13 protein-coding genes are annotated in these 17167 nt (G+C 61.2%); 9 read left to right on the plus strand and 4 right to left on the minus strand.

Annotated features, from left to right (window positions below):
- The first annotated feature begins 119 nt into the window (after window positions 1–119).
- On the plus strand, window positions 120–1403 hold the full coding sequence (locus RGR602_RS02965; protein ID WP_039843872.1) for a cystathionine gamma-synthase family protein: 1284 nt from the start codon (window positions 120–122) through the stop codon (window positions 1401–1403).
- 12 nt (window positions 1404–1415) lie between these two features.
- Here the strand turns inward: RGR602_RS02965 and RGR602_RS02970 are convergent, their stop codons facing one another.
- Together RGR602_RS02970 and RGR602_RS02975 are read right to left on the minus strand one after the other, a co-directional pair.
- Window positions 1416–1787, minus strand: a complete 372-nt coding sequence (locus RGR602_RS02970) for a hypothetical protein (protein ID WP_082046485.1) — start codon at window positions 1785–1787, stop codon at window positions 1416–1418.
- A gap of 95 nt (window positions 1788–1882) precedes the next feature.
- Entirely contained in the window at window positions 1883–3307 is a 1425-nt protein-coding gene (locus tag RGR602_RS02975) for an aminotransferase-like domain-containing protein (protein ID WP_039846613.1), read from the minus strand.
- Between the two features lie 105 nt (window positions 3308–3412).
- Here RGR602_RS02975 and RGR602_RS02980 point away from each other — a divergent pair, with 105 nt between their 5' ends.
- On the plus strand, window positions 3413–4273 hold the full coding sequence (locus RGR602_RS02980) for a DMT family transporter (protein ID WP_039843874.1): 861 nt from the start codon (window positions 3413–3415) through the stop codon (window positions 4271–4273).
- 47 nt (window positions 4274–4320) lie between these two features.
- On the opposite strand, the gene RGR602_RS02985 is transcribed toward RGR602_RS02980, so the two are convergent.
- The gene (locus tag RGR602_RS02985; RefSeq protein ID WP_039843875.1) at window positions 4321–4797 is read right to left on the minus strand and encodes a VOC family protein; all 477 of its coding nucleotides are present in this window, start codon (window positions 4795–4797) and stop codon (window positions 4321–4323) included.
- Between the two features lie 200 nt (window positions 4798–4997).
- On the opposite strand from RGR602_RS02985, the gene RGR602_RS02990 reads away from it, so the two are divergent.
- The 5 genes from RGR602_RS02990 (at window position 4998) to RGR602_RS03010 (ending at window position 11586) form a co-directional block, all read left to right on the plus strand.
- Window positions 4998–6794 (plus strand): acyl-CoA dehydrogenase C-terminal domain-containing protein, encoded by a 1797-nt coding sequence (locus RGR602_RS02990; RefSeq protein WP_039843876.1) that lies wholly within the window; start codon window positions 4998–5000, stop codon window positions 6792–6794.
- A gap of 198 nt (window positions 6795–6992) precedes the next feature.
- Window positions 6993–8201: an acetyl-CoA C-acetyltransferase gene (locus tag RGR602_RS02995; RefSeq protein WP_039843877.1), complete on the plus strand. Its 1209-nt coding sequence runs from the start codon at window positions 6993–6995 to the stop codon at window positions 8199–8201.
- A gap of 174 nt (window positions 8202–8375) precedes the next feature.
- Entirely contained in the window at window positions 8376–10592 is a 2217-nt protein-coding gene (locus RGR602_RS03000) for a 3-hydroxyacyl-CoA dehydrogenase NAD-binding domain-containing protein (protein WP_039843878.1), read from the plus strand.
- Between the two features lie 80 nt (window positions 10593–10672).
- On the plus strand, window positions 10673–11050 hold the full coding sequence (locus RGR602_RS03005; protein WP_039843879.1) for a VOC family protein: 378 nt from the start codon (window positions 10673–10675) through the stop codon (window positions 11048–11050).
- Between the two features lie 326 nt (window positions 11051–11376).
- Window positions 11377–11586: a cold-shock protein gene (locus RGR602_RS03010; RefSeq protein ID WP_022718262.1), complete on the plus strand. Its 210-nt coding sequence runs from the start codon at window positions 11377–11379 to the stop codon at window positions 11584–11586.
- Window positions 11587–11712: 126 nt separating this feature from the next.
- On the opposite strand, the gene RGR602_RS03015 is transcribed toward RGR602_RS03010, so the two are convergent.
- Window positions 11713–15216, minus strand: a complete 3504-nt coding sequence (locus RGR602_RS03015) for a hybrid sensor histidine kinase/response regulator (RefSeq protein WP_039843880.1) — start codon at window positions 15214–15216, stop codon at window positions 11713–11715.
- Between the two features lie 216 nt (window positions 15217–15432).
- Here RGR602_RS03015 and mscL point away from each other — a divergent pair, with 216 nt between their 5' ends.
- Both mscL and RGR602_RS03025 read left to right on the plus strand, forming a co-directional pair.
- Complete coding sequence (mscL, locus tag RGR602_RS03020; RefSeq protein ID WP_039843881.1) at window positions 15433–15867, plus strand: large conductance mechanosensitive channel protein MscL; 435 nt, start codon at window positions 15433–15435, stop codon at window positions 15865–15867.
- Window positions 15868–15987: 120 nt separating this feature from the next.
- Entirely contained in the window at window positions 15988–17154 is a 1167-nt protein-coding gene (locus tag RGR602_RS03025; RefSeq protein WP_039843882.1) for a pyridoxal phosphate-dependent aminotransferase, read from the plus strand.
- Window positions 17155–17167: the final 13 nt, after the last annotated feature.

Raw genomic sequence — 17167 nt, forward strand, 5'->3', positions numbered from 1 at the left:
TTGCTCCGCACGAAGTTGCTTCCAATGACATCCTACTGCGCCAAATAGCAAGAACGTGCCGCTGCATTTGATATATTTTGCTGTTTCAGTTCCCATCCATCGGCCTGAGGAGACCGTCAATGACCGCGCCGCACCCTTCAAGAACCCATATCGGCAATCACGCGTTGCATCCGGAAACGCTGATGCTGAACTACGGGTACGATCCGGAACTTTCCGAAGGCGCGGTCAAGCCGCCGGTCTTCCTGACCTCGACCTTCGTCTTCAACACCGCCGAGGATGGCCGCGATTTCTTCGATTATGTGTCGGGCCGCCGCGAACCGCCGGCAGGCAAGGGTGCCGGCCTCGTCTATTCGCGCTTCAACCACCCGAACAGCGAGATCGTCGAAGATAGGCTCGCCGTCTATGAGCGGACGGAAAGCGGCGCGCTTTTCTCCTCCGGCATGGCGGCGATCGCAACCACGCTGCTTGCCTTCGTCCGGCCGGGCGATGCGATCCTTCATTCGCAGCCGCTCTATGGCGGCACCGAGACGCTGCTGGCGAAGACCTTCCTCAATCTTGGCGTTTCCGCCGTCGGCTTCGCCGATGGCGTCAGCGAGGCTTCGGTAAAAGCGGCTGCAGAAGAAGCTATGTCGAAAGGCCGGGTCTCGGTCATCCTCGTCGAAACACCCGCCAATCCGACGAACAGCCTTGTCGATGTCGCGATGATCCGCCGCATCGCCGATGCGATCGGAAAAACCCAGGACCACACGCCGATCGTCGTCTGCGACAACACGCTGCTCGGCCCGGTCTTCCAGCGCCCGATCGAACATGGCGCGGATATCTCGCTCTATTCGCTGACCAAATATGTCGGCGGCCATTCGGACCTCATCGCCGGCGCCGTCCTCGGCCCTAAAGCGGTGATCAAACAGGTGAAGGCGCTTCGCGGCTCGATCGGCACGCAGCTCGATCCGCATTCCTGCTGGATGCTCGGGCGCTCGCTGGAAACGCTGCAGATCCGTATGGAGCGGGCCAACGGCAATGCGCGCGCCGTTGCCGATTTCCTCCGGGATCATCCGAAGGTCGAGAAGATCCACTATCTGCCCTACCATGATCCGGAATCGCCGGTCGGCCGCACCTTTGCCACGCAGTGCACAGGCGCTGGCTCCACCTTCTCTTTCGATATCAAGGGCGGCCAGCCGGCCTCCTTCAAGTTCCTGAACGCGCTGAAGATCTTCAAGCTTGCCGTCAGCCTCGGCGGCACGGAATCGCTCGCCAGCCATCCGGCTGCGATGACCCATTCCGGCGTTCCGGCAGATGTGCGCCAGCGCATCGGCGTTCTGGAATCGACCATCCGGCTGTCGATCGGCATCGAGCATCCGGACGATCTGATCGCCGATCTGGCGCTCGCTCTGGACGAAGCGTAAGGGCAGGCGGGCTCAGGCCGCCGCCGTCTCCCGCACATCATCGAGCAGAAAATGCGCGACGATGTAATTCGTGCTGTAGCGCCTGCCGCTATCGGAGATATTCTCGATACTGCCGCCGTCAGCCGGGTGCCAGGCATGGTAATGCGGATTGGTGGTGATGAGGGTGATCGCCTTGCCGGAAAATTTTCCGCCGAGCCGGTAGCGGGCTTCCGCCAATGGCCATATCCGCTCGTAATCCTCCATCGGAATGCGGACTTTCAGAGCCTGCCTGCTGATCGCCTCGCTCCGCGATCCGTCCTCGTGGACGACCGCCGGCAGCGTCAGAGTCACTTCCTCTGCGCCGTCCAGGATGGAATTGAACTCCTCAGGCCACATCCGTCTCATGAAATCGCTCCTCCCAGGGCTCTCTTCGGTTAGCCAGCGAAATGTAGCGTGTTCGCCCGCAGAAGCAAACGCTGCTTTCAGTCAGCGATTGCCAGTCAGCAGGCCAGGCTGCGCGCCGCATTCTTCAGCGCTCTCTCCAGCGACCGGAATATCCTTCGATCATCCGACTGGGCGACGTTGAAGCGCATGAAACCACGTGCTGTCTGCGACAGACTGAAGGCATTGCCCGGCGCTAAGACGACGTTGTCGGCAAGGCAGGCCTGGGCGATATCGGCAGCGTCTACGCCGTCCGGCAGCTTGCACCAGACAAACATGCCCGCCTGCGGCCTTATCCATGGCGTGATGCCGAGCGGCGCAAGGCGGGCTGCCGTCTCGTCCATCGCTCTTGAAAGGCGAACGCGCAGTGCGTCCAGATGCTTGCGGTAGCTGCCGTCCTTCAAAAGCAGCAGGATCAGCTCGGACGAGAGCCGCCCGCCGCCGATGCTTGTCGCCATCTTGAGGTCGGTGAGCGGCTCGATCCAATCTGGTCTCGCGGCTATGAAGCCGCAACGGACAGAGGCGGAAAGCGTCTTGGAGAAGCTGCCGATATGGACCACACGCTCCAGTCCGTCGAATGCGGCGAGACGAGGAGCCGGCTCATCCTCGAGATCGGCGAAGATATCGTCTTCGATGATTGTCAGGCCGGCGCGCTCGGCAACTTTCAGCAGGCGGTGTGCGACAACAGGTGAACACGTCGCGCCTGTCGGGTTATGGATTGACGAGTTGGTGATGTAGAGCCGCGGCCGGTGCTCATCGATCGCCCGCTCGAATGCCTCGATATCCGGCCCGCTGGGCGTCATCGGAACGCCAATGGCGTTCGCACGGTGAGCGCGCAACAGTGCATGGAAATTGAAATAGCAGGGATCGTCCACCAATACGCCATCACCTGGCTCGATCAGAAAGCGGCACAGAAGGTCGATCGCCTGCGTGCCCGACTCGGTAAGAATGATGTGGTCGGGAGCTGCTGCAATGCCGCGCTCACCCATGCGGCGCGAGAGCAGTTGCCTAAGCTGTGGTAGCCCAAGCGGCGTTCCATAATCTGCAAGTACGCGCCCTTCGCCGCGGGAGATCGCGCGAAGCGCCTTCCGTATTGCTATCTCCGGCATCCAGCTTGCCGGCAGCCAGCCGCATCCGGGCTTCAGGAGTTCGGGCGCGTCTTCCAGCGACTGTCGGTAGACCCACAATGGATCGATCGCCCGATCGAGCTTCGGCCCGATCTCGGAAAGCGTAAGCGGCGCAAGCGGGCTCGAAACGTAGAAGCCGGAACCCGGCCGTGAACGGATCAGGCCTTCGCCGGCCAGCCGTTCATAGGCTTCCACGACAGTCGAAGGCGAGACCTGCATCGTTCTGGCAAAGGCGCGCACCGAGGGCAGGCGGGATCCCGGCACGAGCCCGCGAGCTGCGATCCGGCTGCGGATTTCCGCCATGACGGCTTCTATGCGCTTGCCGCCGCTCTCGCGCTTCATCGACTGTTGATCCATCTGTACTGTATCCGTATCCATAACAGTTTGTTTTGATTGTATAGCACTGTCTCTGGTGGTTCCAGCCCTTGCGGTCGATAGCGATGACAACGCAGGAGCATGGCGATGGACAGGACAGGCGGCTGGATCAACGGTTTTCTGGGAGTGTTGATCTTCAGCGGATCGCTTCCGGCGACGCGCGTTGCGGTCGCAAATTTCGATCCGCTGTTCCTGACCGTCGCCCGCGCCGCGATCGCTGGCATGCTTGCCTTATGCTTGCTGCTCGCCTTTCGCGAAAAGCGTCCTGGCCGCGCCGATCTTCTCTCGCTGCTTGTGGTGTCGCTGGGCGTGGTTATCGGCTTTCCGCTGCTCACCGCATTTGCGTTGAAGCACATCACTTCGGCTCACTCGACAGTTTTCATCGGCCTTCTGCCATTGGCGACCGCCGTCTTCGGCGTGCTGCGCGGCGGCGAGCGCCCACGTCCGGTCTTCTGGCTGTTTTCCTGCCTCGGCAGCGCCATAGTCGCGGGCTTTGCACTGATGCGCGAGGATGCCGCATCCTCGGTCGGCGATCTCTTGATGCTCGCGGCGGTCATCGTCTGTGGGCTGGGATATGCGGAAGGGGGTCGGCTGTCGCGCAAGCTGGGCGGCTGGCAGGTTATTTCCTGGGCGCTCGTTCTCTCGCTGCCGGTCATGCTCGTGCTGTCACTCGTCGTCATGCCGCCGTCCTTCCCGGATGCAGCAAGCACGTCTTGGATCGGTCTTGCTTATGTCTCTCTCTTCAGCATGCTGATCGGCTTCATATTCTGGTATCGCGGCCTTGCGCTCGGCGGAATCGCTGCCGTCGGCCAGCTGCAATTGCTGCAGCCCTTCTTCAGCCTGGCGCTTGCAGCTGTGCTGCTTCATGAGAAGGTGAGCCTAAGCATGTTTGCGGTTACGCTGGCCGTCGTGGCCTGCGTTGCGGGCGCGAAGAAATTTGCGCGATAGAGCAGCAGGTGGAACTTCGGCTCCGCCTGAACCATCCGGCATCCCGCTTAGCCACGAAATGCCGCTTCAAGCTTGGGGATATCGAGTTTGACCATCTGCAGCATGACTTCGGTCATGCGTCGCGCCTTGGCCCGGTCCGGGTCGGCCATCATTTCGCCGAGCACGCGCGGCACCACCTGCCAGGAAAGCCCCCAGCGGTCCTTCAGCCAGCCGCATGCCTCCGCCACGCCGCCGTTCTGCAGGAAGCCATCCCAGAGCCGGTCGATCTCGGCCTGCGTCTCGCATGCGACGACGATCGAGAAGGAATGATTGAGCGGATCGAGCGGCCCGGCCTCCAGCGCCGTGAACTCCTGATCGCCAAGTCTGAACTCGATAACCTTGCAGCTGCCCTCCGGCCCGCTCGGCGTATCCGCGGGAACCACGGTCGTGCGCCGGATGGAAGAATTAGGCACCATCGAGACATAAAATTCGACGGCTTCCTTTGCGTCCTTTTCGAACCAGATATTCGTGCTGACCTTGGTCATTGGATAGTCTCCTCGTCTATGTGCTGACAATGGTTGACAGCCCAAGGACGTTTCAGGCGGAGGTCCTCCGACAGGCGCAAAGATTCTTTCCCACAAATTTGCCCGCATGCAAGATTTGACGTTTACGCAAACGTCAATATTTTGTAAGAGACTCTCAAATGCCGGTCCCGTCCGGTTGCCGAATTGGAGGAATTCGAACAATGCCAGTCTACAAGGCTCCGGTTAATGACACGCTCTTCGTGCTGAACGACGTGCTGGGCATCGAGCGCTACAATAATCTGCCGGGTTTTGCCGATGCAACGCCGGACATGATCGCGGCCATTCTGGGCGAGGCGGCAAAGGTGGCAGAGGAAGTGCTCTTCCCGCTGAATTATTCCGGCGATCAGGAAGGCTGCAGGCGGGCGGACGACGGTTCGGTCACGACGCCGAAGGGCTTCAGGGGGGCCTACAAGACCTATTGCGAAGGGGGCTGGATCGGTCTTGCCGTACCGGAGGAATTCGGCGGCCAGGGCCTTCCCTACACGCTGCATGCCGCCGTTGGCGAATATACCTCCGCGGCGAACATGTCGCTGATGATGTATCCGGGGCTGACGCAAGGCGCCATTGCGGCGATTCTCGTCCACGGGTCGGACGAGCAGAAGCAGGCCTATCTGCCAAAGATGGTTGCCGGCGAATGGTCGGGCACCATGAACCTCACCGAACCGCATTGCGGCACCGATCTAGGCCTGCTTCGCACCAAGGCTGTGCCGCAGGGTGACGGCAGCTACAAGATTTCCGGCCAGAAGATCTTCATCTCCGCCGGCGAGCACGACATGACGGACAATATCGTCCATCTGGTGCTCGCCCGCATCGAGGGTGCGCCGGAAGGCACCAAGGGCATCTCGCTCTTCATCGTGCCGAAGTTCCTCGTCAATGCCGACGGCACGCCGGGCGACCGCAATGCCGTCTCCTGCGGCGCGATCGAGCACAAGATGGGCATTCACGGCAATGCTACCTGCGTCATGAATTACGACGAGGCGACCGGCTTCCTGATCGGCGCGGAAAACCGCGGCCTGAACGCCATGTTCGTGATGATGAACGAGGCTCGCCTCGGCGTCGGCCTGCAGGGCCTCTCGATCTCGGAAATTGCCTATCAGAACGCTGTGAACTACGCCCGCGAGCGCATCCAGGGCCGTTCGCTCTCCGGCCCGAAGGCGCCGGAAAAGAAGGCTGATCCGATCATCGTCCATCCCGATATCCGCCGAACGCTGATGACCATCCGCGCCTTCAACGAGGCCGGCCGTGCGTTCCTCCTCTGGACAGCGCTGAAATCCGACATCGCCCACCGCGCCGCGAGCGATGCCGAGCGCCAGACGGCAGATGACATCCTCGGCCTCGTCACCCCGATCCTCAAGGGCGTGATGACCGACAAGGGCTTTGATCACGCCGTCATGGCCCAGCAGATCTTCGGCGGTCACGGGTATATCGAAGAGCATGGCATGAGCCAGTACGTGCGCGACGCCCGTATCGCGATGATCTACGAAGGTGCCAACGGCATCCAGGCGCTCGATCTCGTCGGCCGCAAGCTGGGTCTCAACGGCGGCCGCGCCGTCATGGCGCTCTTCAAGGAGATCGGCGATTTCTGCGAGGAGAACCGCAACGACGAGAAGATGACCTTCTTCACCAAGAACCTGAAGAAGGGCTTGAACGACGTGCAGGCGGCGACCATGTGGTTCATGCAGCATGCGATGGCAAAGCCCGACAATGCCGGTGCCGGCTCGACGGACTACATGCATCTCTTCGGCCTCGTCGTTCTCGGCTATATGTGGGCGAAGATGGCGAAAGCCGCAGAGGATGGCCTTGCGAGCGGCGATTCGCCGCGCGAAAGCTATCTCAGGAACAAGCTTGTGACCGCCCGCTTCTTCATGGAGCGCATCATGCCGGAAACCGCACTGCGCAAGGCTCGCATCGAGACAGGCGCCGAGACGATGATGACCTTGCCCGCCGAGGCGTTTTGATTTGGGTTGCCCCTTCTCCCCGCCGGGGAGATGGTAGCCCGAAGGGCCGGATGAGGGAGCGCGCCTCAGGCGTGGCTTTCTTCTGGCTCCGGCTTTGCCGGGGACCCTTATCGCCTCGCTTGTTCGGTACTTCTCCCTGCTTGGGGGAAGGGAAGACACGGAATTCAACGGCCACCCGGCCGATAGGGAGATGAGACAATGACCGAGGTTTTCATTTACGATCACGTCCGCACGCCGCGCGGCCGCGGCAAGAAGGATGGCTCGCTGCACGAGGTGCCCTCCGTCCGCCTCGCCGCCAAGACGCTGGAGGCGATCCGCGACCGCAACGGGCTCGACACGAAGACGGTCGACGACATCATCATGGGCTGCGTCGACCCGGTGATGGACGCCGGCGCCGTCATTCCCAAGGCCGCAGCCTTCGAGGCCGGCTATTCGACGCACGCCCCCGGCATCCAGATCTCCCGCTTCTGCGCCTCCGGCCTCGATGCCGTAAACCTTGCGGCCGGCAAGATTTCGCAAGGGGCCGATGACATCGTGATTTCCGGCGGCGTCGAAAGCATGTCACGCGTCGGCCTCGGCATGTCCGGCGGCGCCTGGTTCATGGACCCGTCGGTCAATTTCCCCGCCTATTTCATGCCGCAGGGCGTCTCGGCCGATCTCATCGCCACCAAATACGGCTTCTCCCGCGACGACGTCGACGCCTATGCCGTCGAAAGCCAGAAGCGCGCTGCCAATGCGTGGGAAAAGGGCTACTTCAAGAATTCGGTCATTCCGGTGAAGGACCAGAACGGCCTGACGATCCTTGCCCATGACGAGCACATGCGCCCCGGCACCGATATGCAGGCGTTGGCCTCCCTCAATCCGTCCTTCCAGATGCCAGGCGAAATGGGCGGCTTCGAGGCTGTCGGCATCCAGGCCCATCCGGAGGTCGAGCGCATCAACTACGTCCATCACGCCGGCAATTCCTCGGGTATCGTCGATGGCGCCGCTGCCGTGCTGCTCGGCTCCAAGGCCGGCGGCGAAACGATGGGCCTCAAACCCCGCGGCCGCATCAAGGCCTTTGCCAATATCGGCTCCGACCCGGCGCTGATGCTGACCGGCCCCGTCGACGTCACGGAAAAGCTGCTGAAGCGCACCGGCATGCAGCTTTCAGACATCGATCTCTTCGAACTCAACGAAGCCTTCGCCGCCGTCGTGCTGCGCTACATGCAGGCTTTCGACATTTCGCACGACCGGATGAACGTCAATGGCGGCGCCATCGCCATGGGCCACCCGCTCGGCGCCACGGGCGCGATGATCCTCGGCACCGTGTTGGACGAGCTAGAGCGCCGCGATCTCAATACCGCGCTCGTCACGCTGTGCATCGGCGCCGGCATGGGCACGGCGACGGTGGTCGAGAGAGTTTAGTCGCGGAGAACCTTTGGGGCGGCCTGCTCGCTTATGTCCGTCATCCTCGGGCTTGACCGGAGGATACACCGCCTAAGGGCTGGATGGTCAGGTCAAGGCCGACCATGACGGCAAAGAAAGGGGCCGTACAAGGTCGCACTGCTGGAAGAGATTTCAAGGGAGAGGAGTCCCGCCATGAATACCTATAAGAACTTCACCGTTAGAACCGACGCCGACGGCATTGCGCTCGTCACCTGGGATATGCCCGGCAAGTCCATGAACGTCTTCACCGAAGAGGTAATGGACGAGCTGAACGCCATCGTCGACGCCACGGTTGCCGATACCGCCGTCAAGGGCGTCGTCATCACCTCCGGCAAGTCCACCTTCTCCGGTGGCGCGGACCTGTCGATGATCAAGTCGATGTTTACCCTCTACCAGCAGGAGAAGGCTGCAAACCCGCAAACCGCTGCGCAGAAACTGTTCGATCTCGTCGGCCGCATGACCGGCCTCTTCCGCAAGCTCGAAACCTGCGGCAAGCCCTGGGTCTCGGCGATCAACGGCACCTGCATGGGCGGTGCCTTGGAAATGTCGCTCGCCTGCCATGGCCGCGTCGCCTCCAATGCCAAGTCGGTGAAGATCGCGCTGCCTGAGGTCAAGGTCGGCATTTTCCCCGGGGCCGGCGGCACGCAGCGCGTCGCGCGCCTGGCCGATGCCCAGTCCGCCCTGCAGATGATGACGACCGGTCAGTCGCTCTCTGCCTCCCGCGCCAAGGCAATGAATCTCGTGCATCAGGTGGTCGAGCCGGACCAGCTCATCCCGGCTGCCAAGCAGATGATCAAGGATGGCCTGAAGCCCGTCGCTCCTTGGGATGAGAAAGGCTTCAAGGCGCCCGGCGGCGGCATCTGGACGCCTGCCTCCGCACAGCTCTGGCCGGCCGCTCCCGCGATCTTGCGCCGCGAGACCGCCGGGAATTATCCGGGCGCGCTTGCCATCCTCAAATGTGTCTATGAAGGCCTGCAGGTGCCTTTCGATACGGCGCTGAAGATCGAGCAGCGCTATTTCACGCAGGTGCTGCAGACCACCGAAGCCTTCTCGATGATCCGCTCGCTCTTCATCTCGATGCAGGAGCTTGGCAAGGGGGCCCGCCGCCCGGCAGGTGTGCCCAAGACCGACCTGAAGAAAGTCGGCGTCGTCGGCGCCGGCTTCATGGGCGCCTCGATCGCCTATGTTACGGCCGCCGCCGGTATCGACGTCATCCTGATAGATCGCGATATGGACGCGGCCAACAAGGGCAAGGCGACCGGCGAAGGCCTGGTGAAGGAGTCCATCGGTAAGGGGCGTCTTACGCAGGAAGAGGGTGTCGCCATCCTCTCCCGCATCACTCCATCTGCCGATTACGCCGATCTGAAGGACGCCAATCTCGTCATCGAAGCCGTCTTCGAAGATCGCGAGGTCAAGAAGGACGTCATCGAAGCCGTCGAGGAAGTGCTCTCCGAAGGCGCGATTTTTGCCTCCAACACCTCGACCCTGCCGATCACCGGCCTGGCGAAAAATTCCAAACGCCCGGAAAATTTCATCGGCATCCACTTCTTCTCGCCGGTGGAAAAGATGATGCTGACCGAAGTCATCCTCGGCAAGGAAACCGGCGACAATACGCTCGCCGTGGCGCTGGATTATGTCGCCGCCATCAAGAAGACGCCGATCGTCGTCAACGACACCCGCGGCTTCTTCGTCAATCGCTGCGTGCTGCGCTACATGGCCGAAAGCTATGACATGCTCATCGAAGGCGTGCCGCCTGCGATGATCGAGAACGCCGCCAAGATGGCCGGCATGCCGGTCGGCCCCTTGGCGCTGAACGACGAGGTCGCCATCGACCTGTCGCTGAAGATCCTCAAGGCCACGGTCGCGGACCTGGGCGAAAAGGCGATCGACCCCCGCCACATGGAGCTCGTCTCCCGCATGGTGGAAAAGGAAGGCCGCTTCGGCCGCAAGAACTCCAAGGGCTTCTACGACTACCCTGCGAAGCCCGCAAAGAAGTCCCTCTGGCCCGAACTGAAGTCCTTCTACCCGCAGAAGAAGGCAGAGGGCGTGGACGTCAACACCCTCAAGCAGCGCTTCCTGGTCACCATCGCGCTCGAAGCCGCCCGCACGGTCGAAGAAGGCATCGTCACCGACCCCCGCGAGGCCGACGTCGGCTCCATCCTCGGCTTCGGCTTCGCGCCTTATACTGGCGGCGCGCTCAGCTACATCGACGGCATGGGCGCCAAGAAGTTCGTGGAATTGTGTGAAACGTTAGCCGCTTCTTACGGATTGCATTTCAAGCCGACGTCGCTGCTGAACGACATGGCCGCGAAGGACGAGACGTTTTATGGCCGGTTTGATCCGTATGCAAAGGAGAAGGAGGTGGCGTGAGCCGCCTCAATGATTTGTGTTTAGTCTGTCAAGGCTCAAGGTGACGCAGCAAGGGGCGCGCCCGTTCCCAGGAGACTTTCATGGCCACTATCGCCGAAATCGTCATCGAAGCTGAAACCCCCTCGCGCCTCGCCGCCTTCTGGGCGGCAATTCTCGATGGCTACCAGGTCCGTCCCTATGACGACGCCGAAATCAGCCGATTGGCGAAGCGTGGGTTTACGCCGGAGACGGACCCGACCGTGATGGTGGACGGCCCCGGCCCGTCGCTCTGTTTCCAGCGCGTCCCGCTGCGCGATTACAGCAACAACCGGGTCCATCTGGATATTGCCGTCGATGATGTTCCAGCCGCAATCGAACGCATCACCGCGCTAGGCGGCAGCGTCCAGCGAAGGGAACCAGGCTATACGGTGATGAAGGACCCGCAGGGCAATCAGTTCTGCATCGTGCCCGCGAGATAAAACGAGTCTTCGGTCAAATTTCGCACCCAACGACAGCGCGTATGCGCAATGCGGAGGATGAGGAAACCGGCGCATGAAAGTGCCGGACGGGTGAGGAACCCCGGTATCGTATGACTGCCCATCAGGAACGAAAATTGCGCTCCTTCTCGTTCCGCCTTGCGCTGGAGACAATTTTCGCGTAAATGCCTGCACATCGATCTTGCTAGATGGACTTTGTTTCGGCCATTTGTGCCGTTCCTGGCGAACTTCCTCCAAAATCGGTCTTCATCGCGCGTCGGCTTTGGCCGGTGCGTTATCTTCTACGTACGATTTTAAAGGATATCGTCATGAACACAGGTACCGTTAAGTGGTTCAACGCAACCAAGGGCTTCGGCTTCATTCAGCCGGATGACGGCGCAGCCGACGTTTTCGTCCACATCTCCGCTGTCGAGCGTGCCGGAATGCGCGACCTCCAGGAAGGCCAGAAGCTTTCCTACGAGCTCGTTTCCGACAAGCGTTCGGGCAAGATGTCGGCAGACCGTCTTCAGGCGGCCTGAGCCTCGCAAGGCTTGAGAATATCATCTCCGGAACGTGACCACGGATGTACTGGCACGTTTCGTCGAGATGGCAGGAAGGTCGGGTTAGCCCGGCCTTTTTTTCGTTTGCGCCAAGCGCCTTTTATATCACTCCGCCGCTGCGCGCTTCAGCCCGGAAATCTGCGTGATGAAGGCGCGAAGGGCGGCCGGGCGCACCGGCTTGTGCTGGATGGCGATGCCGTGGCGCTCCGCCTCCACCCTGACCTCCGGTGTCCGGTCGGCGGTCACCAGCAGCGCCGGGAGATCGGTCCCGAAGCACTTTCGCAAACTTAAGATCGCGGACATTCCGGTCCCGTCACCGAGATGATAGTCCGCGATGATGAGATCGGGCGCGGGCTGACGCGTATCGAAACCCGAAGCCATGGCCAGGGAGTCGATAGCCTCCACCTCGCAACCCCACCCGGAAATCAAGAGCCGCATGCCTTCGAGGATCTTCGGCTCGTTGTCGATGCAAAGGATCCTTAATCCCTTGAGCGGTTGCGGCAACCGATCGGTCGCCGCTGCCGAGGACGGTGCCGCACCGGCCTTGGAAACATCGAGTGGCATGACGATGCGGAAATCCGTGCCCTTGCCGTGCGTCGAATGCAGCTCGACCGGATGGTTGAGGACGCGGGCGATGCGGTCGACGATCGAAAGGCCGAGGCCGAGGCCGGAGGCCGTTTTCGCGCCTTCGTCGAGGCGCGCGAATTCCTTGAAGACGGTGCGGAACTTCGAGGGCGGGATGCCGATGCCCGAATCCATCACCTGGATCACCACCTGGTTTCCCCGCCGCCGGGCGCCGACCAGCACCTTGCCGGTCAACGTATATTTGATGGCGTTGGAAACAAGGTTCTGCACGAGGCGCCGCAGCAGGTTGGGATCGGAGCGGACCCGCAGCGATGTCGGCATCACGACAAGCTTCAGCTTCTTCGCCCGGGCAATCGGCGCAAAATCGGTCTCGATGCGCTCCAGCAGGCCGGCCAGCGGCACGGATGTCAGGCGCGGCCGCATCGCACCCGTATCAAGCCGCGAGATGTCGAGAACGGCCCCCAGAATGGTTTCGACCGATTCCAGGGCAGAATCGATATTGCGCACGATCGGCCCGTTTTCGGACTGCGCGATGCGCTCGACGAGGGCGGAGGAGTAAAGCCGCGCCGCATTCAGCGGTTGCAGGATGTCGTGGCCGGCGGCGGCAAAGAAGCGGGTCTTGCCGATGTTCGCTTCATCGGCGGCCGCTCGCGCCTCGCCGAGTTCGCGGTTCACTCGCGTGAGCTCCGCCGTTCGCTCGGCAACGCGCTGCTCCAGCGTCTCGTTTGCCTGCTTCAGTGCCTGGTCGGCCGCAACACGCTGGGTAATGTCGGTAAAGGTCGCCACGATGCCCTTGTCCGGCATAGCGTTGGACCGCACTTCGATGATCCGTGCGCCGCCGCCGAGAACGAGCGAGAAGGGTTTGTCGAGCGTCAGGAAATGCCGCACCGTCTGGCTGAGTTCGGCGGCTGGAACGTCACCGCGCTGGCTCAAGATCGCCACGATTTCCGAAAGCGGAAAGCCGACACGGCCGACATCCTCCGGCAGGTCGAGAAGCTGGCGGAAGCGCCGGTTCCAGATCGTCAGCTGGTTGGAGCTGTCGAAGACGGCAATGCCCTGGTCCATCTGCGAAAGCGCCGTCTGCAGCATGTCCTGGTTATACTGCAGCGCCTCGCTTGCCTGGTCGAGCAGCCATGCCGTGTCGGCGGATGCGTCCTCGGTCTTCTGCAAGATCAGCGAAAGCACCAACCGCGCGGAGGAGGATCCGATGGCGCTGCCGAGCAGTTGTTCGGTGAAGTGGATGAGCGCCATGTCGGCTGGCTGGTCGTCCTCCAGCTTGCGCCCGGAATTCTGCTCGTATGTTGTAAGCGATCGCTGCATGCGCTCTTCGCCGAGATAGCGCGAGATTGCTGTTTTCAGGTCGCCGACGCTGATGCGGGTCTTCCATCCGCGGGTCGCAAACTGCGAGCGCGACTGCCCCTTCACGAAGATGCCTGCCTGGATGCGCTCCAGCGGACGGGCGTTGCGCGTCATCGAGCCGACGATGAAGAAGCCGGTATTGATAAGCAGGCTCATCGCTGTGGCATTGACGAGTGGATCGGCATCGGCTGCTGCAAAAAGCGCCGTGCCCGGAAAGATGAAGCTGAGGAAGGCGGTCGCGACATAGGAATAATCCGGCCCGCCGAGCGAAGGCAGAAAGAGCAGGTAGAACCAGATGACGAAACCCGACGTGAGGCCGAGAATGGCGCCGCGTGCATTGGCCCGCCGCCAGATAAGTCCGCCGAAGAAGGCGGGTGCGATCTGTGCGATCGCGGCGAAGGACAAAAGGCCGATCGAGGCAAGGCCGGTCGTGCTGTCGGTCGAGCGGTAATAGGCATAGCCGAGCAGCAGGACGGCGAAGATAGCGCTGCGGCGGATGTTGAGCAGGCTTTTCGCGAAGTCATCGCGCTGGCCGCTGCGTCCGGCAAGCTTCCGGCGCAGGAAGATCGGCATGATGATGTCGTTCGACACCATGATGGAAAGCGCAACGGAATCGACGATGACCATTGCGGTCGCCGCCGAAAAGCCGCCGATGAAGGTGATCAGCGAAACGATCTGCATCTGCCCGGCAAGCGGCAGGGACAGCACGTAAAAGTCGGCATTGCCTGCGCCGCCGAAGGTCAGCAGGCCGCCAATCGCCACCGGCAGCACGAAGAGATTGATGGCAATGAGATAGAGCGGAAAGAGATAGCCGGCGAGCCGCAGCTGTTTTGCCGAGCGGTTTTCGACGACGGTGACGTGAAACTGGCGCGGTAGCATGATGATCGCAATAGCCGACAGCAGTATCAGCGTGATCCAACGGCTGATCGGCGTCTTGTAGTTGAGGGTTGCGTTGACCAACTGGTTGTCCACGCTTTTCCGCCAAAGGTCGGCAGGCCCATCGAAGAGAAACCAGATGACGCAGATGCCGGCGGTCAGGAAGGCGACGAGCTTGACCAGCGATTCCATCGAAACGGCGAGGATCAGTCCGTCCTGGTGCTCTGTCGCATCGGTGTGCCGCGTGCCGAACATGACGGCGAAGCAGGCAAGCACCAGGGTTGCGATCAGCGGCAGATCGAGGAAGTAGAGGTTGCCGCTGCCAATGCCATAATCCGAAGGATTGACCATCGCGGTCACCGTGCTGCTGATCGCCTTCAGCTGCAGTGCGATATAAGGAATTGTGCCAATCAGCGAGATCAGCGCCACGATCGTTGCGACCGTGGGATTCTTCCCATAGCGGGCGGCGAGGAAGTCCGCGACGGAGGTAAGCTTTTCGGCCTTGGCAAGTTCGATGATCCGCCGCAGCACCGGCATGCCGAGCGTGAAGACGAGGATCGGGCCGATATAGATCCCGGCAAATTCAAGGCCGCGCTGCGAAGCGAGCCCGACGCCGCCGAAATAGGTCCAGGAGGTGCAGTAGATCGCAAGGCTCAGCGCATAGACGATCGGCCAGCCGCCGTCCGGTATGCCCAGCCTCTGGCTTCTACGGTCACCATAGCTTGCGACCGCAAAAAGCAGCAGCAGATAGCCGAAGGCAAACGCGATAATAACCCAGCCTTGAAGCATCGACCCTCCACCGGCGCGCCATTTGCCGGTTCTTTCAAAAGACATCAAGACTAAGGGAAATCATCGGTCTTGGAAATTGCGATGATCTAGGCATTAAGTCCAAGGCGCAGGAAGGTCCTGGTTGTTTCAATTTTGCAATTGAATAATCAATCAAGAGATGTAGCTAATAAAAACAGGGGACTGTCCGTGAGAGCGCATCAGAGGGAGACAGATCGGATGCTCAATGAATTCAAGGCCTTTATCGCCCGAGGCAACGTCATGGACCTTGCCGTCGGCGTCATCATCGGCGGTGCTTTCGGCGGCATCGTCAAATCGCTGGTCGACGATATCATCATGCCGATCGTCGGTGCCGTTTTCGGCGGTTTCGATTTTTCCAACTACTTCTTCGGTCTTTCGTCTGCGGTCAACGCGCCGACGCTTGCCGCAGCCCGCGCGCAGGGTGCTGTCTTCGCCTATGGCAATTTCATCACCGTGGTCATCAATTTCCTGATCCTTGCCTGGATCATCTTCCTGATGATCAAGGGCGTGAATATGCTGCGCAGGCAGGTCGAGCGCAACGAGCAAAAGGCAGCGGAGGAGGCGCCGCCGCCGGCCGATGTCGCGCTCCTCACGGAAATCCGCGATCTGCTGGCCAAGCGCCCGGCGGTCTGATCAAGGCTCGCAGCCCGTACTTTGCGAGGTTGATTCATAACGAAAAGCGATGCGGCATCACGCATTCTCATGGGATTTGCGCCCGGTTTTGTACTATGAAGGCGAAAACCGGAGATCTGCATGTCGATTATGAACAGCCTCAGCCCGCGCGCCGTTTCGGCGCCAGAAAGCGGGATCGTCGAAGTCGTCAATTATGCCCGTGGCCGCGATGGCCTGCTACCGCTCTGGGTCGGCGAGGGGGATCTTCCGACACCGAATTTCATCAGCCGGGCGGCAATGGACGCGCTGGCAGCGGGAGAGACCTTCTATACCTGGCAGCGCGGCATTCCGGAGCTTCGCCAGGCACTATCTGACTATTACGCCCGGCATTTCGGCATCAGCCTGCCCGCTGAGCATTTCTATGTCACCGGCTCAGGCATGCAGGCGATCCAGATTGCGGTGCAGGCATTGACGTCGCCGGGCGACGAACTGGTCTACCTGACGCCCGCCTGGCCGAATATCGCCGCTGCGCTGGAAATTGCCGGTGCCCGCTCCGTCGGCGTTGAGCTTCAGTTCGAGGGCGGCAAATGGGTGGTCGATCTCAATCGCATCGAAGCGGCACTCACCCCGAAGACAAGGGCGCTGTTCATCAACACGCCATCCAATCCGACAGGGTGGACCGCCACGAAGAGGGATCTCGCGGACCTCCTTGAACTTGCCCGCAAGCGCGATCTCTGGATCATGGCGGATGAAATTTATGCCCGATATTTCTACGCCGGAACCCGTGCGCCTTCTTTTCTTGATATCATGGTACCGGGCGACAAGGTCATGTTCGTCAATTCCTTCTCGAAGAACTGGTCGATGACCGGCTGGCGTGTCGGCTGGATCGTGGCGCCAGCGGAAACCGGGCAGGTGCTCGAAAACCTGATCCAATATTCGACCTCGGGCGTCGCGCAATTCATGCAGAAGGGTGCGGTGGCAGCCCTCACCGAGGGCGATGCGTTCGTCGAGGCCAATATCCAGAAGGCGGCTCTTTCGCGCGACATCCTCTGCGATGCACTGATTGCCACAAACCGCGTCGAGACGTTGAAGCCGGACGGTGCGCTCTACGCCTTTTTGAAGATCGACGGCGTCACCGACAGCCGCAAAGCAGCGCTGGACATCGTCGACAAGACGGGCGTCGGACTGGCGCCCGGAACCGCCTTCGGCGCAGGCGGCGAGCTTTTCCTGCGAGCCTGTTTCCTGCGCGATCCGCTACAGGTCAAGGCAGCAGCCGACAAGCTTTGCGATTACATTCTGAAACTTTGACGCTCAAGGCCCG

Source organism: Rhizobium gallicum bv. gallicum R602sp (assembly GCF_000816845.1).
GTDB classification, from domain to species: Bacteria; Pseudomonadota; Alphaproteobacteria; order Rhizobiales; family Rhizobiaceae; genus Rhizobium; species Rhizobium gallicum.

Excerpts from the sequence above, each read along its gene's own strand:
- RGR602_RS02980 (WP_039843874.1), top strand. The coding sequence starts at position 3,413 with ATGGACAGGACAGGCGGCTGGATCAACGGTTTTCTGGGAGTGTTGATC.
- RGR602_RS03025 (WP_039843882.1), top strand. The coding sequence starts at position 15,988 with ATGTCGATTATGAACAGCCTCAGCCCGCGCGCCGTTTCGGCGCCAGAA.
- RGR602_RS03005 (WP_039843879.1), top strand. The coding sequence starts at position 10,673 with ATGGCCACTATCGCCGAAATCGTCATCGAAGCTGAAACCCCCTCGCGC.
- RGR602_RS03015 (WP_039843880.1), bottom strand. The coding sequence starts at position 15,216 with ATGCTTCAAGGCTGGGTTATTATCGCGTTTGCCTTCGGCTATCTGCTG.
- RGR602_RS02985 (WP_039843875.1), bottom strand. The coding sequence starts at position 4,797 with ATGACCAAGGTCAGCACGAATATCTGGTTCGAAAAGGACGCAAAGGAA.
- RGR602_RS03010 (WP_022718262.1), top strand. The coding sequence starts at position 11,377 with ATGAACACAGGTACCGTTAAGTGGTTCAACGCAACCAAGGGCTTCGGC.
- RGR602_RS02975 (WP_039846613.1), bottom strand. The coding sequence starts at position 3,307 with ATGGATCAACAGTCGATGAAGCGCGAGAGCGGCGGCAAGCGCATAGAA.
- RGR602_RS03000 (WP_039843878.1), top strand. The coding sequence starts at position 8,376 with ATGAATACCTATAAGAACTTCACCGTTAGAACCGACGCCGACGGCATT.
- RGR602_RS02970 (WP_082046485.1), bottom strand. The coding sequence starts at position 1,787 with ATGAGACGGATGTGGCCTGAGGAGTTCAATTCCATCCTGGACGGCGCA.
- RGR602_RS02965 (WP_039843872.1), top strand. The coding sequence starts at position 120 with ATGACCGCGCCGCACCCTTCAAGAACCCATATCGGCAATCACGCGTTG.
- RGR602_RS02995 (WP_039843877.1), top strand. The coding sequence starts at position 6,993 with ATGACCGAGGTTTTCATTTACGATCACGTCCGCACGCCGCGCGGCCGC.
- RGR602_RS02990 (WP_039843876.1), top strand. The coding sequence starts at position 4,998 with ATGCCAGTCTACAAGGCTCCGGTTAATGACACGCTCTTCGTGCTGAAC.
- mscL (WP_039843881.1), top strand. The coding sequence starts at position 15,433 with ATGCTCAATGAATTCAAGGCCTTTATCGCCCGAGGCAACGTCATGGAC.